At 73.4% G+C, this 25,857-nt stretch carries 27 protein-coding genes; 13 read left to right on the top strand and 14 right to left on the bottom strand.

From position 1 onward, the window contains the following. Nucleotides 1-8: 8 nt before the first annotated feature. Both OG871_RS19090 and OG871_RS19085 read right to left on the bottom strand, forming a co-directional pair. On the bottom strand, nucleotides 9-518 hold the full coding sequence (locus OG871_RS19090) for a hypothetical protein (RefSeq protein ID WP_371498121.1): 510 nt from the start codon (nucleotides 516-518) through the stop codon (nucleotides 9-11). A 255-nt stretch (nucleotides 519-773) separates the two neighbouring features. Then, nucleotides 774-977 carry a hypothetical protein gene (locus OG871_RS19085; protein WP_371498119.1) on the bottom strand — a complete coding sequence of 68 codons (204 nt, stop codon included), beginning with the start codon at nucleotides 975-977 and terminating at the stop codon, nucleotides 774-776. Between the two features lie 174 nt (nucleotides 978-1,151). On the opposite strand from OG871_RS19085, the gene upp reads away from it, so the two are divergent. Next, on the top strand, nucleotides 1,152-1,787 hold the full coding sequence (upp, locus tag OG871_RS19080) for a uracil phosphoribosyltransferase (protein WP_371498117.1): 636 nt from the start codon (nucleotides 1,152-1,154) through the stop codon (nucleotides 1,785-1,787). A 93-nt stretch (nucleotides 1,788-1,880) separates the two neighbouring features. Here upp and OG871_RS19075 read toward each other — a convergent pair whose 3' ends face one another. Beyond that, a complete protein-coding gene (locus OG871_RS19075) occupies nucleotides 1,881-2,555 on the bottom strand; it encodes a LytR C-terminal domain-containing protein (RefSeq protein WP_371498115.1) in 675 nt (224 codons plus the stop codon). A 269-nt stretch (nucleotides 2,556-2,824) separates the two neighbouring features. Then, nucleotides 2,825-3,121: a type II toxin-antitoxin system VapB family antitoxin gene (locus OG871_RS19070; RefSeq protein ID WP_014136828.1), complete on the bottom strand. Its 297-nt coding sequence runs from the start codon at nucleotides 3,119-3,121 to the stop codon at nucleotides 2,825-2,827. Between the two features lie 158 nt (nucleotides 3,122-3,279). On the opposite strand from OG871_RS19070, the gene OG871_RS19065 reads away from it, so the two are divergent. Further along, on the top strand, nucleotides 3,280-4,893 hold the full coding sequence (locus OG871_RS19065) for a helicase HerA-like domain-containing protein (RefSeq protein WP_371498112.1): 1,614 nt from the start codon (nucleotides 3,280-3,282) through the stop codon (nucleotides 4,891-4,893). Between the two features lie 3 nt (nucleotides 4,894-4,896). Here the strand turns inward: OG871_RS19065 and OG871_RS19060 are convergent, their stop codons facing one another. After that, entirely contained in the window at nucleotides 4,897-6,060 is a 1,164-nt protein-coding gene (locus OG871_RS19060) for a hypothetical protein (protein WP_371498110.1), read from the bottom strand. A gap of 92 nt (nucleotides 6,061-6,152) precedes the next feature. Between OG871_RS19060 and OG871_RS19055 the strand changes: the two genes are divergently transcribed. Both OG871_RS19055 and OG871_RS19050 read left to right on the top strand, forming a co-directional pair. Next, the gene (locus OG871_RS19055) at nucleotides 6,153-7,001 is read left to right on the top strand and encodes an alpha/beta hydrolase (RefSeq protein WP_371498108.1); all 849 of its coding nucleotides are present in this window, start codon (nucleotides 6,153-6,155) and stop codon (nucleotides 6,999-7,001) included. 66 nt (nucleotides 7,002-7,067) lie between these two features. Then, nucleotides 7,068-7,589, top strand: coding sequence for a YbhB/YbcL family Raf kinase inhibitor-like protein (locus OG871_RS19050; RefSeq protein WP_371498106.1), 522 nt, complete (start codon nucleotides 7,068-7,070; stop codon nucleotides 7,587-7,589). Nucleotides 7,590-7,646: 57 nt separating this feature from the next. On the opposite strand, the gene OG871_RS19045 is transcribed toward OG871_RS19050, so the two are convergent. Further along, complete coding sequence (locus OG871_RS19045) at nucleotides 7,647-8,141, bottom strand: FBP domain-containing protein (protein WP_371498104.1); 495 nt, start codon at nucleotides 8,139-8,141, stop codon at nucleotides 7,647-7,649. Nucleotides 8,142-8,227: 86 nt separating this feature from the next. Between OG871_RS19045 and OG871_RS19040 the strand changes: the two genes are divergently transcribed. Then, a complete protein-coding gene (locus OG871_RS19040) occupies nucleotides 8,228-8,449 on the top strand; it encodes a KTSC domain-containing protein (RefSeq protein WP_371498103.1) in 222 nt (73 codons plus the stop codon). Here OG871_RS19040 and OG871_RS19035 read toward each other — a convergent pair. After that, nucleotides 8,433-9,029, bottom strand: a complete 597-nt coding sequence (locus OG871_RS19035) for an HhH-GPD-type base excision DNA repair protein (protein ID WP_371498102.1) — start codon at nucleotides 9,027-9,029, stop codon at nucleotides 8,433-8,435. The genes OG871_RS19040 and OG871_RS19035 overlap by 17 nt on opposite strands. Nucleotides 9,030-9,165: 136 nt before the next feature. Between OG871_RS19035 and OG871_RS19030 the strand changes: the two genes are divergently transcribed. Beyond that, nucleotides 9,166-9,693, top strand: coding sequence for a histidine phosphatase family protein (locus tag OG871_RS19030; RefSeq protein ID WP_371498101.1), 528 nt, complete (start codon nucleotides 9,166-9,168; stop codon nucleotides 9,691-9,693). 60 nt (nucleotides 9,694-9,753) lie between these two features. Here the strand turns inward: OG871_RS19030 and valS are convergent, their stop codons facing one another. Next, complete coding sequence (gene valS / locus OG871_RS19025; protein ID WP_371498099.1) at nucleotides 9,754-12,309, bottom strand: valine--tRNA ligase; 2,556 nt, start codon at nucleotides 12,307-12,309, stop codon at nucleotides 9,754-9,756. Nucleotides 12,310-12,411: 102 nt separating this feature from the next. On the opposite strand from valS, the gene OG871_RS19020 reads away from it, so the two are divergent. After that, nucleotides 12,412-12,999, top strand: coding sequence for a hypothetical protein (locus OG871_RS19020; protein ID WP_371498097.1), 588 nt, complete (start codon nucleotides 12,412-12,414; stop codon nucleotides 12,997-12,999). A gap of 36 nt (nucleotides 13,000-13,035) precedes the next feature. On the opposite strand, the gene OG871_RS19015 is transcribed toward OG871_RS19020, so the two are convergent. Further along, nucleotides 13,036-14,160 (bottom strand): hypothetical protein, encoded by a 1,125-nt coding sequence (locus OG871_RS19015; RefSeq protein ID WP_371498096.1) that lies wholly within the window; start codon nucleotides 14,158-14,160, stop codon nucleotides 13,036-13,038. Between the two features lie 282 nt (nucleotides 14,161-14,442). Between OG871_RS19015 and OG871_RS19010 the strand changes: the two genes are divergently transcribed. From OG871_RS19010 to OG871_RS19000, 3 genes are all read left to right on the top strand, one after another. After that, on the top strand, nucleotides 14,443-14,952 hold the full coding sequence (locus tag OG871_RS19010) for a DinB family protein (RefSeq protein WP_371498095.1): 510 nt from the start codon (nucleotides 14,443-14,445) through the stop codon (nucleotides 14,950-14,952). Nucleotides 14,953-15,049: 97 nt separating this feature from the next. Beyond that, nucleotides 15,050-15,844 carry a VOC family protein gene (locus OG871_RS19005; protein WP_371498093.1) on the top strand — a complete coding sequence of 265 codons (795 nt, stop codon included), beginning with the start codon at nucleotides 15,050-15,052 and terminating at the stop codon, nucleotides 15,842-15,844. 86 nt (nucleotides 15,845-15,930) lie between these two features. Next, a complete protein-coding gene (locus OG871_RS19000) occupies nucleotides 15,931-17,655 on the top strand; it encodes an MFS transporter (protein WP_371498092.1) in 1,725 nt (574 codons plus the stop codon). A 27-nt stretch (nucleotides 17,656-17,682) separates the two neighbouring features. Here the strand turns inward: OG871_RS19000 and OG871_RS18995 are convergent, their stop codons facing one another. Further along, nucleotides 17,683-18,645 carry a GlxA family transcriptional regulator gene (locus OG871_RS18995; protein ID WP_371498091.1) on the bottom strand — a complete coding sequence of 321 codons (963 nt, stop codon included), beginning with the start codon at nucleotides 18,643-18,645 and terminating at the stop codon, nucleotides 17,683-17,685. 114 nt (nucleotides 18,646-18,759) lie between these two features. Here OG871_RS18995 and OG871_RS18990 point away from each other — a divergent pair, with 114 nt between their 5' ends. Continuing rightward, entirely contained in the window at nucleotides 18,760-19,056 is a 297-nt protein-coding gene (locus tag OG871_RS18990) for a putative quinol monooxygenase (protein ID WP_371498089.1), read from the top strand. Nucleotides 19,057-19,125: 69 nt separating this feature from the next. On the opposite strand, the gene OG871_RS18985 is transcribed toward OG871_RS18990, so the two are convergent. Next, nucleotides 19,126-20,370 carry a neprosin family prolyl endopeptidase gene (locus tag OG871_RS18985; RefSeq protein ID WP_371498088.1) on the bottom strand — a complete coding sequence of 415 codons (1,245 nt, stop codon included), beginning with the start codon at nucleotides 20,368-20,370 and terminating at the stop codon, nucleotides 19,126-19,128. A 339-nt stretch (nucleotides 20,371-20,709) separates the two neighbouring features. Further along, the gene (locus tag OG871_RS18980) at nucleotides 20,710-21,291 is read right to left on the bottom strand and encodes a TetR/AcrR family transcriptional regulator (RefSeq protein WP_371498087.1); all 582 of its coding nucleotides are present in this window, start codon (nucleotides 21,289-21,291) and stop codon (nucleotides 20,710-20,712) included. 92 nt (nucleotides 21,292-21,383) lie between these two features. Here OG871_RS18980 and OG871_RS18975 point away from each other — a divergent pair, with 92 nt between their 5' ends. Next, nucleotides 21,384-21,782: a nuclear transport factor 2 family protein gene (locus OG871_RS18975; RefSeq protein ID WP_371498086.1), complete on the top strand. Its 399-nt coding sequence runs from the start codon at nucleotides 21,384-21,386 to the stop codon at nucleotides 21,780-21,782. Nucleotides 21,783-21,846: 64 nt separating this feature from the next. Here the strand turns inward: OG871_RS18975 and OG871_RS18970 are convergent, their stop codons facing one another. Further along, nucleotides 21,847-23,166, bottom strand: a complete 1,320-nt coding sequence (locus OG871_RS18970) for an MFS transporter (RefSeq protein ID WP_371498085.1) — start codon at nucleotides 23,164-23,166, stop codon at nucleotides 21,847-21,849. Beyond that, nucleotides 23,163-24,398, bottom strand: a complete 1,236-nt coding sequence (locus tag OG871_RS18965; protein ID WP_371498084.1) for an aminotransferase class V-fold PLP-dependent enzyme — start codon at nucleotides 24,396-24,398, stop codon at nucleotides 23,163-23,165. The genes OG871_RS18970 and OG871_RS18965 overlap by 4 nt, the downstream gene beginning before the upstream one ends. Here OG871_RS18965 and OG871_RS18960 point away from each other — a divergent pair. After that, nucleotides 24,397-25,854 carry a PLP-dependent aminotransferase family protein gene (locus OG871_RS18960; RefSeq protein WP_371498083.1) on the top strand — a complete coding sequence of 486 codons (1,458 nt, stop codon included), beginning with the start codon at nucleotides 24,397-24,399 and terminating at the stop codon, nucleotides 25,852-25,854. The genes OG871_RS18965 and OG871_RS18960 overlap by 2 nt on opposite strands. Nucleotides 25,855-25,857: the final 3 nt, after the last annotated feature.

Here is a 25,857-nt window from a genome sequence, read left to right as displayed (position 1 = left end):
GCCGCCCGCTAGCGCACGGCCTCCAGGATCTCGCCGCAGCCGATCGCCTCGGCGATCTCGGCGAGGGCCTCGCCGGGCACCGCGCCCTCACCGGCCAGGTCGTTGAGCTCGGTGGCGCCCAGGCCGTACTCGGCCAGCAGCTCGGCGTCGCCGAGCGGGCCGACCGGGACGCCGCCGGGGCCGACGGCTCCGGCGCTCTCGTCGTCGCCGTCCTGGTCGCTCTCGGCGGCGTCCTCGTCGTCGAGGTCGGCCACCAGGTCGTCGAGGTCGTCGAAGTCGTCACCGGTCTGCTCGACCAGTTCGTCGGTCAGGATCGCGCCGTAGGAGCTGCGGGCCGCCGCGGCGCCGTCGGAGACGAAGATCCGGGGGTCCTCCTCCCCGTCCACCCGCAGGACGGCGAACCAGGCGTCCTCCTGCTCGATGAAGACCAGCACCGTGTCGTCGTCCTCGGCGGCCTCCCGGGCGAGGTCGACCAGATCGGTCAGGGCTTCTACGTTGTCGAGTTCGGTCTCGCTCACATCCCACCCGGCACCGGTGCGAGCAAGCACTGCAGCGAAGTACGCCACCAGGGACACTCCCAAGATTGGTCTCGGCTGTCGGCGATCTCGGGCGAACGCGGTCTGGCCGCCCCCGCGCCAGAGGCGGTCCGCTGTTCGGACCGTCCCACCGCATCGTGACAGAAAGCCTGCCGCTGCGGGGGGTGTTCTGCAGCGCGTCTTTGCAGGTCGTGTCGGAATGGCCGGCCGGTGGCCGACGGAACGGCCGGTGGGCCGTCAGATCCGGAAGGTTCGCATCCGCATCGCCTCGCGCAGCCGGCGCTCCTTGGTACGCCGCGGCTGCACGCGCGCCCGTAGTTCGCGCGCCTCGGTGAGCTCGCGAAGGAACACGGCCCGCCGTCTACGGCGGTCCGCGGGGGTCTCGGGCACGGGCTGGGACTCGTCTGTCGAGCCGGGCCCGGCGTCCGGGTTGCTCTTCATACGCTCCGAGGTTCCCAGAAATGTCCGGTTGATACCACGGGAAAGGTCTCGGTTCGGTCAGGTACCCCGATCGGTGGCGCGTCGCAGCGGCCTCAACCGCAACTCCGGCCCTTCCGGCCGCGCCCGTTTCGCGGCGAGTCGTACCCATGTGCTGCCGGACGTTACGGTTGGCACATGCGTCTCCATGTCGTCGACCACCCGCTGGTGGCCCACAAGCTCTCCACTCTGCGCGACGAGCGCACCGACTCGCCGACCTTCCGCAGGCTGACCGACGAGCTGGTGACCCTGCTCGCGTACGAGGCCACCCGGGACGTCCGGACCGACCAGGTGGAGATCACCACCCCGGTGGCCGTCACCACGGGCACCCGGCTGAGCTACCCGCGTCCGCTGGTGGTGCCGATCCTGCGGGCCGGCCTCGGCATGCTGGACGGCATGACCCGGCTGCTGCCGACCGCCGAGGTCGGTTTCCTGGGCATGGTGCGCAACGAGGAGACCCTGGAGGCCTCCACGTACGCGACCCGGATGCCGGACGACCTCTCCGGCCGCCAGGTCTACGTGCTCGACCCGATGCTGGCCACCGGCGGCACGCTGATCGCCGCGATCCGCATGCTGCTGGAGCGCGGTGCCACCGACGTCACGGCCGTGGTGCTGCTGGCTGCGCCCGAGGGCGTCGCGCTGATGGAGAAGGAGCTGGTGGGGACGCCGGTCACGGTGGTCACCGCCGCGCTGGACGAGCGGCTCAACGAGCACGGGTACATCGTCCCGGGCCTCGGGGACGCCGGCGACCGCCTCTACGGCACGGCCGGCTGACCGGCGCACCGCACGACGGACACGACGGCCCGGTGGGCTCCCCCGATCAGGGAGGAGCCCACCGGGCTGTCGTGGTGAAGGGGCGGACGCCGGTCAGCAGCTGCCCGGCTCGGAGGCGCTCGGCGAGGGCTTGATCGCGGCGGCCAAGGCGGCGGCGGCCTGGGTCGGGTCGAGCATCGCGGTGTAGGCGTCGCCGATGACCAGGTCGACGGTGGCGTCCGCGCGGGTGTCCGCCGTGGTGGTGGAGCCGGCGACCTGCGAGCCGACGAGGGTGGCGCCGCCGAGACCGGCCGGCCCGCTGATCACCTGCACGGTGCCGGGCACCTTCTTGTCGAGCGCGGTGGGCGCGTTGCCGACCTTGCCGACGGTGAACCCGCGGGCCTTCAGCTCGTCCGCGGTCCGGGCCGCCAGACCACTCTTTCCGGTGGCGTTGTACACGTTCACCGTGACGGCCTGCGGCTGCGGGACGGCGGTGCTGGTGGCGGCCGGTGCGCCGGGGGCCGCGGGCGATCCCGCGCCGGCCGCCGGGCTGCTCCCGGGTTCGGGCGCGGCCAGCGGTTTCCCGGACGCGGCGGGCGAGGCGCAGGCCTGGGCCGTGGCCTTGCCGCCCCTGCCGGTGAAGATCTCCACCAGCTGGACCCCGCCCAGCGCGATCAGCGCCAGGGCGAGCAGCGAGCCGATCAGCGCCAGGACGCGGCGGCTCTTTCGGGGCGGGCGGCCCAGGCGAGGGTACGAGTTACCGGTGATCCGGTACTGCTTCCCCTTCAAACCTTGGGGAGTCAACATGCTCACGGTCTGTCTCCCCCTTGTGCCGGGGCGGGGTTCGGTGACGGGACGGCCGTCCGGTGCGGGTGCGGGTGCGGCGGGAACGCCGACTGGTGCGAGGCCGTAGTCAGCAGACTAGTGCCCGACCGGTCGCATATGTACTAAATGATCATCATCTGGAGTACGACGGCACTCGAAAGGATGTACCGGGGTGGGGCGGGCCACCTCTGGCGGGTGACCTGGGAATACGGGTTCGGGTGCGGAGGGGGCGGTCAGTCCATCTCCAGCACGCGGGCGTGCAGCACCTGACGCTGCTGCAGGGCGGCCCGGACCGCCCGGTGCAGGCCGTCCTCCAGGTAGAGGTCGCCGCGCCACTTCACCACGTGGGCGAAGAGGTCCCCGTAGAACGTCGAATCCTCGGCCAGGAGCGTTTCCAGATCCAACTGGCCCTTGGTGGTCACCAGCTGGTCCAGCCGCACCGGACGCGGCGCGACGTCCGCCCACTGGCGGGTGCTGGTCCGGCCGTGATCCGGGTACGGCCGTCCGTTGCCGATGCGCTTGAAGATCACACGGAAAGCCTACCGTCCGGGGCGCCGGGGGCGCAGCAGGCGTGGCCTGACCTGCGGGTCGAACACACCGGCGTTTTGATGGTGAATGCCGGAAACCTCCGCCTTGTGACACCTCATGACCTCTCAGGACACCTCGCCCCGCGTTGGGAGCCAGCCCGATGACCTCCGCCCCGCCACCGTCCGAGCCCGCGTCGCAGCCCGGGTCCGAGCCGCCGGACGCCGTCCGGGAGATCGCCGCCGGGTACGCCTTCACCGGGCCGGCGCTCGACCTCGGCGCCGTCCTGCTGGGTGCCGACGCCTACCCGCGGGCGCAGGTGCGGATCCCGCTCGGGGTGCTGAACCGGCACGGTCTGGTGGCGGGTGCCACCGGCACCGGCAAGACCAAGACCCTGCAACTGATCGCCGAGCAGCTCTCGGCGCAGGGGGTGCCGGTCTTCCTGGCCGACATCAAGGGGGACGTCTCCGGGATCTCCGTGCCCGGCACCCCGAACGACCGGATCACCGGCCGGGCCGCCGAGGTCGGCCAGAGCTGGACGCCGCGGGGCTGCCCGGCCGAGTTCTACGCGCTGGGCGGCCAGGGCACCGGGATCCCCGTCCGGGCGACGGTGACCAGCTTCGGGCCGCTGCTGCTGGCCAAGGTGCTGGAGCTGAACGAGACCCAGGAGGCCTCGCTCGGACTGGTCTTCCACTACGCGGACCGCAGCGGCCTGGAGCTGTACGACCTCAAGGACCTCACGGCGGTGATCTCCTTCCTCACCTCACCCGAGGGCAAGGCCGAGCTCAAGGGGGTCGGCGGGCTGTCGGCGGCCACCGCCGGGGTCATCCTGCGCTCGCTCACCGTGCTGGACAACGAGGGTGCGGGGGCGTTCTTCGGCGAGCCGGAGTTCGACACGGCGGAGCTGCTGCGGACCGCCGCGGACGGGCGGGGGGTCGTCTCGGTGCTGGAGCTGCCCGCGGTGCAGAACCGGCCGCGGCTGTTCTCCACCTTCCTGATGTGGCTGCTGGCCGACCTCTACCAGGAGCTGCCGGAGGTCGGCGACCTCGACCGGCCGAAGCTGGTGTTCTTCTTCGACGAGGCGCACCTGCTGTTCAAGGGCGCGTCCACGTCCTTCCTGGAGTCGATCACCCAGACGGTGCGGCTGATCCGGTCCAAGGGGGTCGGGATCTTCTTCGTCACCCAGACGCCCAAGGACGTGCCCGCCGACGTGCTGGCGCAGCTCGGCAACCGGGTGCAGCACGCCCTGCGGGCCTTCACCCCGGACGACGCCAAGGCGTTGAAGGCGACCGTCTCGACCTTCCCGAGGTCCGGATACGACCTGACGGAAGTGCTCACCCGGCTGGGCACCGGCGAGGCCGTGGTGACGGTGCTCTCCGAGAAGGGCGCGCCGACGCCGGTGGCCGCGACCCGGCTGCGGGCGCCGCGGTCACTGATGGGGCCGGTGGGCGAGCCGGCGCTGCGGGCGGCGGTGGAGGCCTCGCCGCTGGCCGCGCGCTACCGGGACGCGATCGACCGGGAGTCCGCGTACGAGAAGCTGACCGCGCGTCCGGCGGCGGCTCCCGCGGCCGGGCCGGAGTCCGTGTCGCGGTCGGAGCGGTCGGAGCGGCCGGAGCAACCGACGCGGGAACGGGAACGGGAACGGGAGGGGCCGGGCGGCATGCTGGGTTCGCTGCTGAGCAGCCCGGCGCTGAAGTCCTTCGCCCGCTCGGCCGGCACCCAGCTCGGGCGGGAGATCACCCGCAGCCTGTTCGGCACCTCGCGCCGCCTGCGCTGAGGCTCAGCGCAGGGCGGCGCCGATCCGGTCCATCGAGGACAGCCGCATCAGGCCGTAGTGGTAGAACTCGACCTCGGGGACGCCGAGGGCGCGGAGGATCTCGATCTTGGCCGCGAGGTTGTCCGGTCCGTCGCAGTCCGAGGACATCGGGCGCAGGATGACGGCCATCTCCTGCGGGCGCACGCCGTGCAGGGCGAAGGCGGCGACCTTCTCGCGGACGGCCTCCGGGGTCCGGGCGTAGCCCAGGGTCTCGATCTGGTGGGCGGTGCCGGCCAGCGCGGGCAGGTCGATGCCCGAGAGCCACCCCTTGCCGGGACCCGCGCCGTCCATGAAGGTGAGCCGCATGCCGTGCCGGTCGGCGGCTTCGGCGACCTCGGCGGCCAGCGAGGTGACGGTGCGGGTGGCGGCGTCCAGGTAGGCGGCGACGGCGCCGTCGGCGAGGGTGTCGAGGGCGGCCGGTTCGGCGGCCCGGCGCTCGTCGGTGAGGCGGGCCCGGATCTCCTCCCGGACGGCGTCGCGGACCTCGTCCGCGGGGACGCCGGCCGCGGTCGCGGCGGCCCGGCAGTGGGTGCAGAAGCAGATGCCGAGCAGTGCCTCGGCGGTCGGGCCGAGGTCCTCGAAGTAGCGCTCGTGGTGGTAGCCGTGGCGCAGCCCGTGGAAGTGCAGCGACTCGGCGCGGATCGCGTCGACGCCGTACCGGGCGAGCTCCTCGACCAGGGTGGTGGCGTACTCGCGGACCTCCGGGTTGGCGGGGCAGAGCTCGGTGCGGTGCCGGTCGCCGAAGGCGTTGGCGGGGGCGCAGTCCGGGTGCTGGAAGCCGAGCCGGTCGTTGTGGCAGAAGACCGTCCAGGCGTGCAGCCGCAGGCCGCGGCGGTGGGCCTGCTCGGCGGCCTCGGCGAAGGGGTCGCGGTCGCCGATGGCGGTGGAGGGGACGGGGGCGAGCCGCCGTCCCGCCCAGCGGGCCGGGTCGGGCCGGAAGTAGGCGGCGCCCGGTTCCAGGTACCGGACCACCCGGCGCGGGTTGTGCGGGAAGACGTCGCGGGCCTCGTGGTAGACCGAGGCCAGGGTCACCCCGCCGACGCCGGCCCGCTCGGTAAGGTTGCCGAAGAAGGCGTCGGGTCCCTCGTCCAGCAGATCGGTGGCGAAGGCGAGGACGGACGACTCCATGGGGCGGCTCCGGAGCAGGGTGGTACGCGGGGGTCTCCCACGCTATCCGGGGCGCCCGGTATTGGTCTATACCTGATGGCAGGGGAGCGGCGATGTCACCCGTCTACCGGCAGTTCGACCGGGCACAGCTGGATGTGGAGTACTCGCCCAGCAGCCGGGTGGCCGACCTGGCGGCCGAACTGGCCGCGTACACCGACGGCAGTGCCGCCGCGCATGCCGCCCGGACCGTCCGCCGGGACCTGCGCTACGGTGCGCAGCCGCCGGAGCTGCTCGACTTCTTCCCCGCCGCCGCACCCGGCGCACCGCTGCACGTCTTCGTGCACGGCGGCTACTGGCAGGAGCTGGACAAGGCGGACTCGGCCTTCGCCGCGCCCGACTTCCTCGACCGCGGTACCGCCTTTGCCGCCGTCGGCTACGGGCTGGCGCCGGCGTGGCCGCTGGACGAGATCGTGGCCCAGGTCCGGCGGGCGGTGCGCTGGCTGTTCGCGCACGCGGCGCAGCTCGGGGTCGACCCCGGGCGGGTGTACCTCAGCGGCAGTTCGGCCGGTGCGCACCTGGCCGCGATGGCCCTGCTCGACCCGGAGGCCGGCACCGCGCACCGGATCGCCGGAGCCGCGCTGCTCAGCGGCGTCTACGACCTGGAGCCGATCGCCCTCAGCTACGTCAACGACGCGCTGGGCCTGGACGCCGGAGCGGCCCGCCGCAACAGCCCGCTCCACCTGCCGCTCGCCGGACTGCCGCCACTGGTGATCGCCCGGGGCGAGTACGAGACCACCGAATTCGCCCGTCAGCAGGACGAGTTCGCCGCGGCGGCGCGGGCTGCGGGGGTGCCGGTGCAGACCCTGGTGGCCGCCGGCCGCAACCACTTCGACCTGCCGTTGGACCTCGGCCGCCCGGAGAGCGAACTCGGGGCGGCCGTTGTGGAGCGGTTCGGGTCCTGAGCGGCCGCCGGATCCATAGACTGCCCCGGCAAGCAACCGCCCCGACGTCCAGGAGAGGGACGCCCCATGACGGTCCGTCCGCCGATTCCATACGACTTCCTGCCGAAGGTGCCCTCCTTCGAGCTGACCAGCAGTGACCTCGTCGACGGCGCCACCATGCCCGACGAGCACGTGCACGGTGGCGGCAACCGGTCGCCGCAGCTGTCCTGGTCCGGTTTCCCGGCCGGGACCCGGAGCTTCGCCGTCACCTGTTTCGACCCGGACGCCCCCACCGGCAGCGGCTGGTGGCACTGGCTGGCCGTCAACCTGCCGGCCGACACCACCGAGCTGGCGCGCGGCGCGGGCTCGTCCGACGCGGACCTGCCCGGTGGCGCGTCCTTCCACGTCCGCAACGACTTCCCCGGTCACCGGTACGACGGCGCCGCGCCGCCGCCCGGACCGGCGCACCGCTACATCTTCGCGGTGCACGCCCTGGACGTCCCGGTGCTGGACGTGAAGGCGGACACGCCGGCGGCGGCGGTCGGCTTCAACCTGGCCTTCCACGCGGTTGGCCGGGCGCTGCTCACGGTCGAGTACCAGGCGGGCTGACCGTCGGCCGCGAGCCCCCGCCCGGGGGCTCGCGGCGCGCGGGCCGGTGCCCGGTGCTCAGGCCAGGACCTTCGCCAGGAAGGCGTCCAGGTTTCCGACCGTCCGGTCGATCTGCTCCTCCATGGTCAGCGACTCCTCGGGGCGGCTGACCACGGCGGACTTCTTCAGCCCGCGGACGTAGAGCGAGCAGGCCAGGTCGGCGCAGACGTAGTTGCCGACGGTGTTGCCCTCGCGCCCGGCGACGCCGGCCCGGCGCGCGGTCAGCAGGGCGACCCCGGCGCCGGCGTGCGTGGTGATGCACAGCGAGCAGATGTTGCTCTTGGCCAGGCTGCGGCGGACGGACGGGACCCGCAGGGTGACCCCGACCAGGCCGCCGTCCCGCTCGGTGACCAGGTAGCCGCGGTCGGGCGCCCCGGGATCACGCCAGCCGAGGAAGTCCAGGTCCGCCCAGGGCAGGTCGGCCAGGCCCCGGGGCAGGTTGAGCCGCTGGGCCTCGCCCTTGGAACAGTTGACGAAGGACTCGCGGATCTCGCTCTCGGACAGTTCGCGCATGGTTCGCACGCTAGCTTCGTGCCCGTCCGGTGTCTCCCGGTTTTCCCGCGGTGGCGGCCCGCGGGCGGGGTGGGCAGGCTGGGGGCATGGAGCGGATGCCGCTGGAGTCCTCCTGCGTCCGGTCCGCCGGGTACGACGCGGCGACGTGCAGGCTGGAGATCGAGTACACCGGCGGATCGGTCTACCACTACCTGGCCGTGCCGGCCGAGGAGTACGCCGGGCTGCTGGCCGCCGACAGCCACGGGACGTACCTGAACCGGGAGATCAAGGGCCGGTACGCCTACCGCAGGATCAGCCCTTGCCGCTGACCTCGGCGGCCTTGGCGGCGCGCTTGGCCTCCTGCTTGTAGGCGCGCACCTTGACCAGGGACTCCGGGCCGGTGATGTCCGCGACCGAGCGGAAGCTGCCCTCCTCGCCGTACGGGCCGGCGGCCTCGCGCCAGCCCTGCGGACGGACCCCGAACTGCTTGCCCAGCAGGGCGAGGAAGATCTGCGACTTCTGCTTGCCGTAGCCGGGCAGTGCGGTCAGCCGGGCCAGCAGTGCCCTGCCGTCCGGCGCGTCCCGCCAGACCGCCTCGGCGTCCCCGTCGTAGTGCTCGACGAGGTACTCGCAGAGCTGCTGCACCCGCTTGGCCATCGAGCCGGGGTAGCGGTGCACGGCCGGTTTCCGCGCGAACAGCTCCGCGAACTCCTCGGGGTCCATGGCAGCGATCCGGTGGGCGTCCAGGTCGTCCGCGCCGAGCCGGTCCGCCACGGTGCGGGGACCGGTGAAGGCGTGCTCCATCGGGACCTGCTGGTCCAGCAGCATCCCCACGAGGGCGGCCAGCGGGCTGCGGCCGAGCAGTTCGTCGGCCTCGGGCTGCTGGGCGAGTCGAAGTTTCACGACCATGGCGGGGCGGCTCCGATCCGTGTCCGGGCAGGGACTCACATGCTCGCAGCTCGGCGCGGCGGGCCCGGGGCGCAACACGCGCGCGCAGCGGCGCGTGGGCTCCCGTCCGAGCTCTCGGAGGCGCACACTTGACCTCATGACGGCTGCTGCCCACCCCGCCCGGCTGATCGTCCTGCGGCACGCCAAGGCCGCCTGGCCGGACGTACCGGACCACGAGCGCCCACTCGCCCCCCGCGGCCGGGCGGACGCCCCGGCGGCCGGCCGCTGGCTGCGGGACTGCGGCCGCGCGCCCGACCTGGTGATCTGCTCACCCGCCCGGCGCACCCGTGAGACCTGGGAGCTGGCCGCCGCCGAGCTCGGCGGCGACCCCGAGGTGGTGTACGACCCCCGGGCGTACCGCGCCGAGGCCGAGGATCTGCTGGACCTGCTCCGCAAGGTGCCGGAGACCCGGCGCACCGTCCTGCTGGTGGGCCACCGCCCGGCCGTTCAGGACCTGGTGCTGCTGGTGGCGGTGGAGCGCACCGACGAGCCGTTCTCGCGGGTCCGGGAGAAGTACCCGACCTCGGCCGCGGCCGTGCTCGCCCTGCCCGGGACGTGGGCCCAACTCGGCCCGGGCGGGGCGCTGCTGACCGCGTTCGCGGTGCCGCGCGGCGGGACCGGCTGACCGGCCGGCCCCGGCCGCGGGCGGTGCGGGCGCCTGGCCGCACCGCCCCCGGCCGCCCGGTCAGAAGCTGACGGCCACCGCCAGCTTCGGGTCCTCGCCGAGGACGGTCTCCACCTCGGCGATGCGGCCGGCGGCGCGGATGTCGCCCTGGACGAGGGCGAGCCGGTCCAGGGCCGGCCGCGGGCCGGTGATCACGGCTCGGCCGACGTCGGTCCGCATCGGGAGGCGGGCCTCGGACTTGGCCTTGCGCACGCCCGCGATCGCCTCGGCGGCCGTCGCCAGGACGGCGCGGTCCGCGGGCCCGGCGATCCGGTGCAGCTCCTCGGCCCGCGGCCACTCGGCGCGGTGCACCGAGCCCTCCTGCCACCAGGACCAGACCTCCTCGGTGGCGAACGGCAGGAACGGGGCGAACAGCCGCAGCTGCACCGACAGGGCCGCGGCCAGCGCCGCCCGCGCGGAGTCCGCCGCCGCGTCGCCCCGCTCGCCGTACGCCCGGGGCTTGACCAGCTCGACGTAGTCGTCGCAGAAGTGCCAGAAGAACTGCTCGGCCCGCTCCAGCGCGCGGGCGTAGTCGAAGGCCTCGAAGGCCTCGGTGGCGGCCTCGACCGTCGCGGCCAGCTCGGCCAGCATCGCGGCGTCCAGCGGCTCGGTGATCTCCGCCCGGGCCTCGGCCGCACCGAGGCTCAGGACGAACCGGCCGGCGTTGAGGACCTTGACGGCGAGGCGCCGGCCGACCTTCATCTGGCCGACGTCGAACGCGGTGTCCGTGCCGGGCCGGCCGCTCGCGGCCCAGTAGCGGACGGCGTCCGAGCCGTGCTGGACCAGCAGGTCGGCCGGGGTGACGACGTTGCCGACCGACTTCGACATCTTCTTGCGGTCCGGGTCCAGGATCCAGCCCGAGATCCCCGCGTGCCGCCAGGGCAGCACCCCGTGCTCACTGTGCGCGCGGACCACCGAGGAGAACAGCCAGGTCCGGATGATCTCGTGCGCCTGCGGGCGCAGGTCCATCGGGAAGACCCGTTCGAACAGGTCCTCGTCGATGCCCCAGCGGGCGGCGATCTGCGGGGTGAGGGAGGAGGTCGCCCAGGTGTCCATGACGTCCGGGTCCCCGGTGAAGCCGCCGGGACGGTCGCGCTGCTCGGGGCTGAACCCCTCGGGCGCGTCCGTGCTCGGGTCGATCGGCAGCGCGGACTCCGGCGGGGTCAACGGCCGTTCGTAGCAAGGGTTTCCGTCGGCGTCGAGCGGATACCAGACCGGGATCGGGACGCCGAAGAAGCGCTGCCGGCTGACCAGCCAGTCGCCGTTCAGCCCGCCGACCCAGTTGTCGTAGCGGACCTTCATGTGCGCGGGGTGCCAGGTCAGTTCGGCGCCGCGGTCGAGCAGTTCACCGCGCAGCCGCTCGTCCCGGCCGCCGTTGCGCAGGTACCACTGGCGGGTGGTGACGATCTCCAGCGGCTTGTCGCCCTTCTCGTAGAACTTCACCGCGTGACTGATCTGCCGCGGCTCGCCGACCAGTTCGCCGCTCTCGCGGAGCATCGCCACGATCCGCTCGCGGCCGGTGTGCACGGTGGTGCCGGCCAACCGCCCGTACGCCGTACGGGCCTGCGCCGACTCCAGCCCGGCGGGCGGCTCGGCGGCGAACCGGCCGTGCCGGCCGAGCACCGCGCGGGTGTCCAGCCGCAGTTCGCGCCACCAGACCACGTCGGTGGTGTCGCCGAAGGTGCAGACCATCGCGAGGCCGGTCCCCTTCTCCGGGTCGGCCAGCCGGTGCGCGAGCACCGGGACCTCGACGCCGAAGAGCGGGGTGCGCACGGTCGAGCCGAACAGCTCCCGGTAGCGCGGGTCGTCGGGGTGCGCGACCAGCGCGACACAGGCCGGCAGCAGTTCCGGCCGGGTGGTGCCGATCTCCAGCCGTCCGCCGTCCGGGCGGGTGAACAGCAGCCGGTGGAAGGCGCCCGGCCGCTCCCGGTCCTCCAGCTCGGCCTGGGCGACGGCGGTGCGGAAGGTGACGTCCCACAGCGTCGGCGCCTCGGCGAGATAGGCCTCGCCGCGCGCGAGGTTGCGCAGGAAGGCGCGCTGCGAGGTGGCCCGCGCGGCCGAGCCGATGGTCTGGTACGTCATCGACCAGTCGACCGACAGCCCGAGGCGCTGCCACAGCTCCTCGAACACCTTCTCGTCGGTGACGGTGAGCCGCTCGCACAGCTCGATGAAGTTCCGCCGGGAGACCGGGACCTGTTCCTTGCCGGGCTTCGCGGCCGGCTCGAACGAGGGGTCGTACGGCAGGGCGGGATCGCACCGCACGCCGAAGAAGTTCTGCACCCGGCGCTCGGTGGGCAGACCGTTGTCGTCCCACCCCATCGGGTAGAAGACCTCGCGTCCGCGCATCCGCTGGTAGCGGGCGACGGTGTCGGTGTGGGTGTAGGAGAAGACGTGGCCGACGTGCAGCGAGCCGCTGACCGTCGGCGGCGGGGTGTCGATGGAGAAGACCTGGTCCCGAGTCCGGGAGCGGTCGAAACGGTATACGCCCGACTCGTCCCAGCGCCGCGACCACTTCTCTTCGAGCCCCGCGAGGGAGGGCTTCTCGGGCACGTCGGGAAGACGAGGCGTATGCGTCATGCCACCGCATGCTAACCGGTCCCGCCCGGCCGTCACCTGGTATTTTCCGCGGTGCCCGGGGCCGGTGCCCCCGGGCGGGGGGCCGGCTGGTAGGCATGACCCGTGCGTTTCGACAGCGTTCCGAAGCCGCCGGCCGTCGAGGCCAGGCCCCGTGACTCCCGCGGCTACCCCGTGCCGGCCATCACCCCGTGGGAGGGCGGGCAGCCGCAGTTCGCGCTCACCGACCACGGGCGCAGCGCCGACTGCGCGCGCGAGCGGCTGTGCTCGGTCTGCAACGCCCTGATGCCCAGGGGCCCGGTCTGGCGGGTGGTCGGCGCCACCGAGAGCGCGGCGATCGCCGACGCGCTGGCGGCCGGCCGCCCGTACCGCAACCTCGCGCCGACCCTGGAGGGCCCGGGCCATCGGGCCTGCATGCTGTACGCCTCGATGGTGTGCCCGTACCTGGCCCGCCCGAACGCCCGGCGCGGCCTGTCGGCGGACGGGGCCGACGAACTGACCGCGCACGTGCGGCGCGGGGCGGCCCGGGGCGGGTCGGGAGCGGTGGTCGGCTTCGGAGACTACGAGTACGCGATCACCGCGACGAAGGTGCTGTTCCGTTTCCTCGACGTGGTCGAGTTCCTGCCGCACGAGTCGGCGGACACCCATCTGGACGAGCTGCGCGCCGAACTGGCCCGCCCCGGCCGGGAGTAGCCCCGGCCGGGGCGGTGAGCCGGTGGTACGCCCCGGTCAGCGGTGGCCGCCGCGGTAGGCCGGCAGGCCCGGGTGGCCGGAGACCTGGGCGGGGGCGGCGGAGCCGTCGGCCGGCAGGGTCGCGATGCCGTTCGGCGTCCGGACGGCCAGGGTGCGGCCGTCCGGGGACCAGGAGGGCTCGGTGTAGTCCGTGGTGGCGTGCGGGGTGAGGTCCTTGCTGGTCGTGCCGTGGTCGCTCAGCTCGAAGATGTGGTCGTGCCCGTCGACCGAGCGGACGAACACCACGTCGTCACCGTCGGGGGAGATCGCGGGCTGGGAGCCCTTGGCGATGGCGGAACCCTGCTGGCGCAGGTAGTCGTCGCGGATGAACACCTCGCCGGTCCGGGTGTTGGCGTAGACGGCGGCGCCGTTGTGCCCGCCGCCGTTCGGCCAGGTGTTGCCGGTCGTCGGCAGCGGAGCCACGTCGGGATCGGAGAGGTTCCCCAGCGGCAGGTCGGCCGGGGTGCCGTTGACGGCGGTGGCCGGCACGGTCTTCAGCCGCGAGACGCCGTCCTTCGAGACCGCGAAGAACAGGTTGTTCTTGCCCTGGAGCTGGTACTGCGAGTCGGCCGCGGCCACCTGCCAGGCGGGGTGGGACCAGGTCTGGCCACCGGGGTTCCTGGCGACGACGACCCGGCCACTGCCGTCCGGGTTGGCGACCACCAGGTCTCCCGAGCCGTCGATGAAGGCGGCCTTGGCGCCGTTCGGCGACCAGGAGAGGTCCCGGACGGCGGTGCCGAAGTCCACCGAGGTGCCGTTCATCAGGACGTACCGGGTCCCGTCGCTGATGGTGAGGGCGCTGTGGGCGGTGCCGTTGACGGCGGCGGCGGGGGTCGCGGCGGCGGACGGTGCGGCGGTCGACGGGCTCGCCGGGGCGGACGGCGAGGGGGCCGCGGAGCCGGGCGTCGCGGAGGCGGACGGCGAGGGAGCGGCCGAGGGGGTGGCCGAGGGGGTGGCGCCGACCGGGCCGAGCGGGGCGGCCGAGGCGGTGGTGGCCACGGCGGAGGCGGCCGAGGACGTCCCGTCGGTGGTCGGGCCGCAGCCCGTCAGCAGGGCGCCGCCGGTGGTGACGGCGAGGGCGACGGCGATGGCGGTGCGGCGCAGGCGGATGCGAGCGGTCATGACTGGTTCCCCCCAGTGGTGACGACGGTTCGGGTGGTGCGTGTTCGGTCGAGCCGCGCCGTCACGTCAGGGACTGTCGATTCACCTGTTCGACCTGCTGCTGCTCTGTTCGATGAGAGAAGTCTGGCAATCGAACGTCCGTGGAGTGTGTGCCAACCGTCACGGCTCTGCAACGCGCCAGCGGGGGCCGAAACGGCTCGCCCGCCTCCGCGCCGGCGGGCCGGCTCTGTGGTTCTGTGGAAGGGCAGGTCAGAGCTCTACGACACCGGAGGCAGCGACACCGTGACCACTCATCAGAACTCCGCCGGCACCGAGCGCGCCGACCTGCTGGAGACCCTCGCGAAACACCGCGGCTTCCTGCGGCACACCGTCCGCGGACTCGACGACGAGCAGGCCGCCCGGCGCACCACCGTCAGCGAGCTCTGCCTGGGCGGCCTGATCAAGCACGTCACCGGCGTCGAGGCACGCTGGATGCGGTTCGCGGTCGGCGGCGCCGAGGCGATGCGCAGCGAACCCGTCGACTGGGAGGGCCAGTTCCGGATGCTCGACGGCGAGACCCTGGACGGACTGCTGGACGCGTACGACCGGGTGGCACGGGACACCGACGAGCTGGTGGCCGCCCTGCCCGACCTCGACCTGGTCCACCCGCTGCCGGAGGCGCCCTGGTTCGAGCCGGGCGCCGCCTGGTCGGTGCGCCGGGTGCTGCTGCACGTCCTCGCGGAGACCGCCCAGCACGCGGGCCACGCCGACATCATCCGGGAGTCCCTGGACGGCGCGAAGACCATGGGCTGACCGCCCGCCCGCCGCCGCCGCTGCCCGCGCGGGGCACCGGACGAATGGTTAGCGTGAGGAACCGGACCGCCCGCGGAGCAGGAGAGGAGCCGGCACCATGGCCGTGCAACCGGAAGGCACACCGTGCTGGGCCGACGCGATGTTCGCCGACGTGGAGAGCGCGAAGGCGTTCTACGGCGACGTGCTGGGCTGGACCTTCGGCGAGAGCTCGTCGGAGTACGGGAACTACACCCAGGCCTACTCGGACGGCAGGGCGGTGGCCGCCGTCGTCCCGCCGATGCCCGGCCAGGAGAGCCCGTCGGCGTGGTGCCTGTACCTCGCCTCGCCGGACGTCGCCGCCGCCGCACGCCGGATCCGGGAGGCCGGCGGCGAGGTGGTCATGGAACCGATGCGGGTCGGCGAGTTCGGCTCGATGCTGCTCGCCCGTGATCCCGGCGGTGTCCCGTTCGGGGTCTGGCAGGCCGGCACCCACGAGGGCTTCGAGAAGCGCGGCGAGCGCGGCGCGTACTGCTGGGCCGAGGTGTACACCCGCGACCCCGCGGCGTCGGACGCCTTCTTCCCCGCGGTCTTCCCCTACCGCGTACGGCGGATGGACGACGGCGCGATCGACTTCAACGTCTTCGAGCTCGCCGACGAGCCGGTGCTGGGACGGATGGCGATGACGCCCGACTTCCCGCCCGGGCTGCCCCCGTACATCGGCGTCTACTTCGCCGTCGAGGACTGCGACGCGGCGGTCGCCAGGACCACCGAACGCGGCGGCAGCGTGGTCTTCGGCCCGCTGGACAGCCCCTTCGGGCGCTTCGCCGCCCTGATCGACCCGCAGGGAGCGGCCTTCGCCGTGCTCGACCTCGCCCGGACGACCGGCGAGATGCCCCGGATCTCCGACGTCTGACGGGACGGGCCGGGGCCGTCCCGTCGGGCGCGTTCCGGGTCGGTGCTGCCGCCCGCCTCCGACTCCGCCTCCGGGAGAGGGAGCCGATGACCACCTGGGAGACGGCGCACCGCGCCGCCGCCGAGCGTCCCCTGCGCGACCTGCGCACCCTGTGCCGTCCGGTGGTCGCCGCGACCCTGCTCGCCGCCGCCCTGCACGCGGTGTGGGCGCTCTTCCTCGCGTCCGACACCGGGGACCTGGCGGCGCAGTACGCCTGGACGGGGTTCATCCGGCAGCACCCGGACTCGGCCTACAACCTCTCCTGGTACGGCGGGATGCACCCCGCCTCCTACAGCCTCCTGACGCCCTACCTGATGGGCGTTCTCGGCGTGCGGACCACCGGGGTGCTCGCCGGGACGGCGGCCACGGCGCTCGCCGCCGGCCTGCTGGTACGCACCCGGATCGCCCGCCCGATGCCGCCCGCCCTGTGGACGGCTCTCGCCCTGTGGTGCAACGTCGTCTCGGGCCGGGTGACCTTCGCCGTCGGCATCGCGTTCGGGCTGGCGGCGGCCTTGGCGGGCCTCCCGCCGACCCGGGCCGGACGTGCCGCGGGAGCCTTCGCGCTCGCCGCCCTCGCCACCATGAGCAGCCCGGTCGCCGGGTTGTTCCTGGGCGTGGTCGCGGCGGCGCTGTGGCTGACCGGCCGGCGCCGGGGCGCCGCGGCGCTCGCCGCCGGACCTGCGCTTGTGGTCGCCGGCACCGCGCTGGTCTTCCCGTTCGAGGGCGTCCAGCCCTTCGACTGGTGGGTGGCGGCGCCGGTGACGGCGTCGGCGGTCGCGGTCGCGGTGCTGGTGCCGCGCGGCTGGCGCACCGTCCGCGCGGGGGCGGTGGCGTACGCGCTCGGGGTGGTCGTCACCTGGGCGGTGCCCTCGCCGGTCGGCAGCAACGTCGAGCGGCTGTCCCTGCTGTTCGCCGGTACGGTGCTGCTCGCGGCCGCCCTCGAACACCGGCAGGCCGGCCGCCGGGCGGTCGCACTCGCGGTGGCGTTCCTGGCCGTCGCGGTTTGGCAGACCGGCAAGCCGGTCGGAGACCTGCTCGCCGCCGACCCGTCGGCCCGGGCGGCCCGCTCCACCGTGCCCCTGCTCGACGAGCTGCGCCGGGTCGGCGCCGACCGCGGCCGGATCGAGGTGGTGCCGCTGCGCTCGCACCGGGAGGCCTCCGGCCTCGCGCCCTACGTGAACCTGGCGCGCGGCTGGAACCGGCAGGTCGACGTGGTCCGCAACCCGCTCTTCTACGACGACACGCTCACCCCGGACTCGTACCACTCCTGGCTGCGGCACTGGAGCGTCGGCTACGTGGTCCTTCCCGCCGCCGAACTGGACGACGCCGCCGTGCAGGAGGCCGAGATCGTGGCGCGGGGCCACACCTGGCTGGACCAGATCTGGCGGGACGACAGCTGGCGGCTCTACCGGGTCACCGACACCGTCCCGCTGGTCGATCCGCCGGCGACCGTGCGCGAGGCCGGCCCGGCGACCCTCACCCTGGACGTACCGCGGGCGGGCCCGGTGCTGCTGCGCATCCCGTGGTCGCCGTGGCTGGGCATCGAGGACGCCGACGCCGACGACGCCGACGACGCCGGTGTCGCCGGCGGTCCCGGCGGCTCCGGCGGGCTCACCCGGGGCTGCCTCACCGAGGCGGGGGAGTGGACCGTGCTGTACGCCCCGGGGCCCGGCACCTACCGGATCGGCGGCCGTTACGGTCTGCCCCGCGGCAACCCGTGCGCGCGCGACGGGGGCGCCGTGGACACCCGGGCCGCCGCGGGCCGGGGTTGAGCGGCCGGCCGGCGAACGGCCCGGGGGTCAGCGGGCGCGCAGGGCCCCGGCCGTGCTGCCGGTGCGCTCCCGCAGCAGGATCCGCAGCGTGTTGGCGTGCTCGTACCCGACCTTGCGGGCTATCGCCTCCAGCGACAGGTCGGTGGTCCGCAGCAGGTGAGAGGCCTGCTCGACCCGCAGGTCCTGGACGAAGCGCACGGGGGAGGTGCCCAGGGTGCGGCGGACCGTCCGCTGGAGTGTGCGCTCGCTGACTCCCAGGGCGCGGGCGGCCGCGCCCATGCTCACCGGCCCCGCCAGGTGCAGCCGGACCCACTGTTCGAAGGCCGCGACCACCGGGTCGGCCTGGGCCAGCGCACTCGGGATCGTGTACGCGGACTGGGACGGCCGCTCGTCCACGACCAGGTACCGGGCGACCAGGTCCGCGAGCGCGGGGCTGCTCATCCGGACGATCGCGAGCGCGAGGTCCACATGGCCGAAGGCCGCACCCGCCGTCGTCACCCCGTCGGACGTGGTCACCATCCGGGTCTCGTCGACGGTGACCGCCGGGTAGCGCAGCCGGAAGGTGGGGGCCAGCCACCAGCTGGTGGTCGCCCGGCGCCCGTCCAGGATGCCGGCCTCGGCCAGCAGGAACGTTCCGGTGCAGGCCGAGGCGACGGGTGTCCCGCGGTCGCGGGTGTCGGCCACCAGTCGGCGTACGGCCGACGACGCGGGCCCCGACACGTGCTCGACCAGGGCGTCGGGGCGCCGCTCGGCCAGCGCCGGGACCAGCAGCAGGTCCGCCGCGGCGGCCGCCCTCGCGGCCGGGACCGTGGTGACCGCGTGCCCCGCGCCGGTGCGCACCGTACGCCGGAAGCCGACGGTGGTCAGCCGCCAGGCGGGCGGCGGCTGCGGGAGGTGTTCGCGCATCGCGTTGGCGCCTTCGATGACGTCCAGCACGGCCGCGAGTCCGGAGTCGAAGACGCCGTCATAGGCCAGCACTGCTATCTCCATGGCGGAAACGGTATCCGACAGGTCGTTCACGACACTGGGCGAGCTCCGGGTACGGGCCTAGGTTGGAGGTGTTCCCGGACAACCGGGCACGATCACGACATACGGAGCGAAACCATGAAGATCGGACTTCTGGCCCGGATCGAGGCCAAGCCCGAGTACGCCGACAAGGTCGAGGGTCTGCTGCGGGACGCGCTGCAGCTCGCCCGGGAGGAGGAGCACACCGTCACCTGGTTCGCGTTCCGCGAGAACGCCACCACCTTCGGGATCTTCGACACCTTCGAGGACGAGGCGGGCCGCACCGGCCACCTGCAGGGCCGGATCGCCGCAGCCCTGATGGAGGCGGCCCCCACGATGCTGAGCTCGCCGCCCGACATCCGCCCGGTCGACCTCCTGGCGGTCAAGCTCCCCTGAGCCTGCTCCGGGCCTGTCCTGAGCAGCGGCGAGGCCCGGACTGCCATTGCAGTCCGGGCCTGCGGCAGGTCACTCGCAGTTGGTTCCTCCCGGCCCGCCGAAGAAGAAGTACTCGTTCCACGGGGCGGCCGCGTGGCCGACCGCGACGGTGAAGCACTTCGGAGACGGCTGGGACCCGGTCAACGACGCGGACAGGGCGCCCCCGCCCACCGGGAAGTAGTAGACGTCGCGCTGGTAGGCGGCGAACTGCCAGCCGCTGCTGGCGAACGCGCCGCTTCCCATCGGCGGCCATGCCGTGGTGTCCACGACCTCGCCGCCGTAGTCGATGTCGCCGGCGTTCCTGGAGAGCGGACCGTTACCGAACAGCGAGCCCCGGTAGTAACCCACCGCATTGCTCGCAGCGGTGCCCCCGAGATAGAGCCACCAGTTTCCGCCCGAGAAGTACCAGGTCGTCTCGATCTCGTACTGCGCGCCACCCGAGACACTCGACGGGCTCAGCGTTCCGCCGATCGCCCAGGCGGAATTCGTCTGGGTGAACGCCGAACAGTCGAGGTTGTAACACCCGGTGTTCTGGTACCCGTCGGCCGTCCAGTAGATGAACAGGACCGGCTGGGTGGTGCCGTATTTCGCCGGATAGATCTGGGAGCCGCACTCGACGGTCTGGACCGGCGATCCGGCGGCGTACCACTGCTGGGAGAGCGAGAATACCTGCGACCCGATGTTGGGGTCCCAGATGTTGATGAAACTGTGGCCGCCGAGGTTGTCGACGATCTGGAACGCGTGGGCGTACTTGTGGACATTCGCCTCGATGGCGGCCGGGCTCATTCGGGGGTGGCGTCCCATCCCGGCGGGTGATTTCTGAAAGAAATCCTTGAGGGAGCGCCCGCGGGCCAGTTCCTCAAGCGTGATCCGGCGCATGGGAATCGTGCCGGGCGGGCACGACATCGCATGCCCGAACTTGTCCAGGCGGTCTGACCGCAACTGTGGCTGCACCGACAGCGCCGGGCCCTCGCCCTGTGGGTCGGGCCGGGGTGGAGCGTCCGGCGGGGCGGCCGGGCCCTCGCTGCCGCCTTTGAGCGCGGGTTGATCGCCGATGGGGACGCAGTCGAAGATCTGCCCGTTGTCGTCGACGAAGCTGTGCGGGACATCGACCCCTGAGTAGAGGCCCAGAATGTGCTGCCGCATTGCGGCGAATTCATCCGCACCGGCGGTCGCCGACCTCGATCGCCTGGCGAACTCGTCGTGCCTGGCCGAGGTGACCTCGTCGATGAACTGGGCGAAGCTGGGGAATGGTGATTCGTCCTGGGGTGCCATGACCGGATGCTCCCTCGCGGCCGTGCGGGCGCTACCGTTTCGGCGCGCGACGCACGGACGCCACTGGACTCGGTTGGGGTTGGCGTGACGGTCGGTAGCGGCCGCCGCTATCGGTGAAACTTCATTCTTGAAGCTTCGACGGTTGCGATCCGAAATGATGGCCGGACCACGCGTCGGGGCGCCCGTCAGAACTGTCTCGGTTCCCGCAGGACTCCCCCTCGGCTATACGATAACTCCTGTCCGGACGGCCTTCCTGTCGGGCGTCGCGGATTGTGGAATGTGCAACGGATCCCGGCGGTGAAATCCGGCGCCGGATTCGATGCGGCCGTCGGGGGCCGGTCAGCGGGCCTGACGGCGCCCTGCGTCGAGGACGTGCTCGGCGAGTTCACGGGCGGCCGCCGCCGGGCGGGTGTCGGGTCGGGTCGCTCCGGCCGCCAGCAGACCGTCGATGAGCAGGAGGAGCTGGTCGGCGGCGTGCGCCGGCCGCGGATGGCCGAGCTCCACCAGTTCCCGTTCGAGGAGACGGTGCACGCTGCCGCGGTAGTCGCGCGTGACCTCGTGCCCGGGGTGGCCGGGGTCCGCGAGGGCGAGGTCTGCGGCCAGGTACCGGCAGCCGCGGAAGCCCGGTGCGTCGACCACCCCGGCGAGGTTGTCGAAGACGGCCAGCAGGCGGTCGCGCGGATCCTCGCCCGCCGCGCGCATGGTCTCGCGGTAGCCGGCCTCGTCCTCGGCGGTGCTGCGGCGCAGCACTTCGGCGATCAGGCCGTCCTTGCCGCCGAAGTGCTCGTACAGCGAACGCCGGGCCACGTTCGCGGCTTTGAGGATGGCGTCGACACCGACGCCCATCCCCTGGCTGTACGTCAGTTCCTGGGCGGCCTCCAGCAGACGTTCGCGGGGGCCGGGAGCGGTGCGTGCGGTCACGGCGCCACCCTGTCACCCATTGACCGGTAGATCAACCGGTCTATATGGTGATGGTAGACCGAATGGTCTATCTATCGCGCCAAGGGGGAACCATGTCCGTCCGCACCACGGCCGAGGTCGTCGACCGCTTCAACCACGCCTTCGTCCGCCACGACGCCGGCGCCCTCGCCGATCTGATCGGCGAGGACTGCGTCATGGAATCCGTCCAGCCGGCCCCCAGCGGGGAGCGCGTCGAGGGCCGCGCGGCCTGCCTGGCGTGGTGGCAGGCCCTCGCCGACGACCGCACCGCGCGGTTCGAGCCCGTGGACGTCTTCGCGGCCGGCGAGCGGGCGACGATCCGCTGGCGGTACCGCTACGGCGAGGGCCCCACGGACTGGGTGGAGGGCGTGAACGTCATGCGCGTGCGGGGCGGCCTGATCGTCGAGGCCCTCGGCTACAGCAAGACCGCGGGCGAGGTCCCGCTGGCAGCCGGGACCGGCGCCGATCACTGACCGCCGGGTCGCCGGGAGCGGGAGCGAACCCCCGCTCCCGGCTGCACGGCCGGCCGGCCGGCCGTCACCGGCCCGGGCCGGCCGCCGTCGGCACCTGCCGCGGTGACGACGGCAGGACCCGCAGCCGGCTGACAGGGGAGACCAGTAGACCGATCACCACAGCGGCGGAGCCGGCGGCGGCCACGGCCAGGGCGCCCCTGGCGCCGATCCGCCCGGCGAGCAGCCCGGCGGACAGACCGCCCAGGGCCCCGCCGCCGAACAGCAACGTCCGGAACGCCGCCGTCATCCGCCCCATCATCGACTGCGGTGTCATGGCCTGGCGGAGGCTGACGATGATCACCCCGGCCACGCCGAGGCCGAGGTAGGTGGCGAAGAAGGACAGGACGAACATCCCGATCATCACCGGGCGCGGCCCGGCCGCGGACGGGATCAGGGCCGGGCCGAGCAGCAGCGCGGACTGGGCGACCAGGTAGACCCGGCCGAGCGGGAACCGCGCGATGACCCGCCGGGAGATCAGTGCGCCGATCAGGCCGCCCACCGAGGCCGTCGCGAAGACGGCGCCGAGGCCCGTCGAGCCGAGGTGGAGGTCGTGGGTGCCGTAGAGCAGGAACATCGTCCACACCGTGACCATCGAGAAGTTGCAGCAGAAGCCGGTCAGCGCGAGTGCCCGCAGCACCCTGTCGTGCATGACCCAGCCCAGACCGTCCTTGAGCTCGCGCAGCAGCCGGCGTTCGGCGGCCGGTTCGGGCCGCGGCTCGGGAGTGCGGATCAGCAGCAGGGAGATGACGGACACCGCGTACGAGCAGGCGTCGACGATCAGGGCCGCCGGCGCGGTGAGGGCCGACACGAGGACACCGGCGATCCCGGGCCCGGCCACGTCGGCGGCGGAGGAGCCGGCGCCCATCCTGGCACCGGCCTCGACGTAGTGCTCGGGGCTCTTCACCAGCACCGGCACGTAGGACATCCAGCTCACGTCGAACACCACCGACGCGATGCCGACGGTGCAGGCGATCACCATCAACGTGGGCAGGTCGAGGGCGTGCCACCAGTACAGCACCGGGACGAGGGCGAGCAGCACCAGCCTGACCAGGTTGGCGCCCAGCATGACGGGCCGCCGCCGGGCCCGGTCGGTCCAGACGCCGATCACCAGCGCGAGCCCGAGGTAGGGCGCGAGCTGCAGGAAGCGCAGCAGGCCGACCTGCTCGTCGGTCGCGCCGAAGGCGCCGATGGCGGTCAGCGGCAGCGCGAGGTTGGTGATCTGGGTGCCCAGCAGCGACACGGTCTCGCCGAGCCAGAACCTGAGGAAGTCGCGGTTGTGCCAGAGGCCTCGGGGCTGTGGCGCGTCCGCCGTCGTCGCGGCCGGGGCCGGAGAGGTCCGCGTCATCGGGTTCGCCCCGCGAGTTCGGCGACCGAGTCCGCCACCCGGTCGACCTCGTCCTCGGTGTTGTAGTAGTGCGGCGACATCCGAAGGCACCACTGCACCTCCTTGTCGGCGAAGTCGAACTGGGCGAACTCCCGGTAGCTCAGCGCCGAGTTGACGCCCCGGGCGTCCATCGCCGCCTTGAACGGCCCCGGCTCCCAGCCCTCGACCGCGAAGGTCACCAGCGCGGCGGGGGCCGGTCCGCGATCCAGCGTGCGCACGCCCGGCACGGCGGCCAGCCGCTCGCGCAGCCGGCCCGCCAGGGCGGGGGTACGCCGTGCGACCGGCGCCTGCCGGACCCGCAGCGCGTAGCGGACCGCGGCGGCGCAGCCGAGCACCGTGGCGTACGGGAACTCCCACTCCTCGAAGCGGGCGGCGGTGTCCACCGCCCGGTAGCGGTCGGGAGCCACCCAGCGCGCGCCGTACATGTCGATGAACAGCGGCTCGTACCCTGCCTCCAGGACCCGGTCGGAGACGTACAGGAAGCCCGAACCGCGCGGCCCGCGCAGGAACTTGCGGCAGGTGGCGGTGAGCAGGTCGCAGCCGATCTCCTCGACGTCGATCGGGAGCTGCCCGACCGACTGGCAGGCGTCGACCAGGTACAGCAGGCCGAGCTCCCGGCAGTGTCGGCCGATCTCGGCCACCGGCTGGACCAGGCCGGAGTTGGTGGGCACATGGGTGGCGGCCACCAGGCGCGGGCGGTGGGCGCGCATCAGCGCGGCCATCGCGTCCACGTCGACTCCGCTGCCGTCCGGGTGGTCGGGAGCGTGCACGATCCTGACGCCGTGGCGCCTGCGCAGCGCGAGGAAGGCGATCTGGTTGGAGATGAAGTCGTTGCGGGTGGTGAGTACGACATCGCCGGGGCGGAAGTCGATCGCCGACAGCGCCTTGGTGTAGGCGTGGGTCGCGCTTGCGGCGAAAGCGATGTTGCCGGGGCGGGTGTTGAGGAGCTCGGCGGTTGCCGCGTGGAAGACGGCGACCTCGTCCGCGCGTGCGGCGGAGGCCTCGTAGCCGCTGATGGCGGCCTCCAGGTGCAGGTGGTCGACCATCGCCTGGAGCACCGGGCGGGCCATCAACCCACAGCCCGCGTTGTTGAAGTGGATGACCGACTCGCAGCCCGGGGTGTCGGCCCGCAGGGCGGCGAGGTCGAGGAGCGGTTCCGGCGCCGAGAGAGAAGCGCTACCATGATTCTTCATGTCTGACAGTAGCAGTACTGAAGCCCTGCTGGCGATCCTCCGGAGGGACCTCGCCGGGCTCGCCCCGGGCGAACGGCTCTCCAGCAGCCGGGAGCTGATCGCCCGTCACGGTGTGGGGCCGGTCACCGTGTCCCGCGCGATCGCCCAGCTGGCGGCCGAGGGCGCGGTGGTCACCCGCCCCGGCAGCGGTACCTACGCGGCTCCGCGCCAGGCCCGGGCCGGAGCGGCCGCGGAGGACACCTCCTGGCAGGCCATCGCCCTGTCCGGCCACGACCGGGGGCCCGGCGCCACCGACCCCGACGCGGCTCCCGGCGAGTTCGGGCCGTCGGCGCCGGTGCCGGCCGGGACCATCGCCCTCTCCGGCGGCTACCTGCACGAGAACCTCCAGCCCACCAGGGCGCTCGGCGCCGCGCTGGCCCGCGCCGCCCGCCGCCCGGACGCCTGGCACCGCGCCCCGGCCGCGGGCCTGGCACCGCTGCGAGCGATCTTCGCGCGCCAGGCCGGCGGCGCCGTCGCCCCGGAGGACGTACTGGTCACCGGCGGAGGTCAGGGCGCGCTCTCCATGCTGTTCCGGGCCATCGTCGCCCCCGGCAGCCCGCTGCTCGTCGAGTCACCCACCTACCCCGGCGCGCTCGCCGCCGCCCGCGCCGCCGGACTGCGCCCGGTACCCGTACCGACGGACGACGAGGGGGTCCGCACCGACCTGCTCGCCGAGGCGTTCGCCATGACCGGGGCCCGGCTGTTCTACTGCCAGCCGACCTTCCACAACCCCACCGGCGCCGTCCTCGCACCGGAACGCCGCCGCCAGGTCGTGGACGTGGCCCGGGCCGCCGGGGCCTTCCTGATCGAGGACGACTTCGCCCGCCACCTCGGCCACGGCCGGCCCGTGCCCCGACCGCTGGTCGCCGACGACCGAGACGGCACGGTGATCCACCTGACCTCGCTGACCAAGCCCGCCTCGCCCAGCCTGCGGATCGGCGCGCTGATCGCCCGAGGGCCGGTGATGCGCCGCCTGCTGGAGGCGCGGCGGGTGGACGACTTCTTCATCGCCCGACCGCTGCAGGAGGCCGCCGTCGAACTGCTCAGTACCCCGGCCTGGGACCGCCACCTGCGATCCCTCGCCACCGCACTGCGCGAACGCCGCGCCGTCCTGGTCGACGCCCTCTCCCACGAAGTCCCCGACTGGACGCCCGGCCTCCCGCAGCCTTCGGCCGGCCAGACCCCCGCCGGCGGCCTGCACCTGTGGCTGCGGCTGCCGCCGGCCCTCGTGGACACGGCGGTCACCGCCGCGGCCCGGGACCACGGGGTGGCCGTCGACGCGGGTCGTCACTACTTCCCGGCCGAGCCGCCGACCGACCGGCTGCGCCTGAACCTCGCCGCCGCGGCAGACCTCGCCGAACTGGCCGAGGCGGCCCGCCGTCTCGCCGTCACGGCCCGCTCCCTGGCCGGCAGCTGACCG

Source organism: Kitasatospora sp. NBC_00374, from assembly GCF_041434935.1.
GTDB lineage: Bacteria > Actinomycetota > Actinomycetes > Streptomycetales > Streptomycetaceae > Kitasatospora.
The sequence above is the reverse complement of the archived record's forward strand: the minus strand, read 5'-3'. Positions and strand labels throughout refer to the sequence as shown.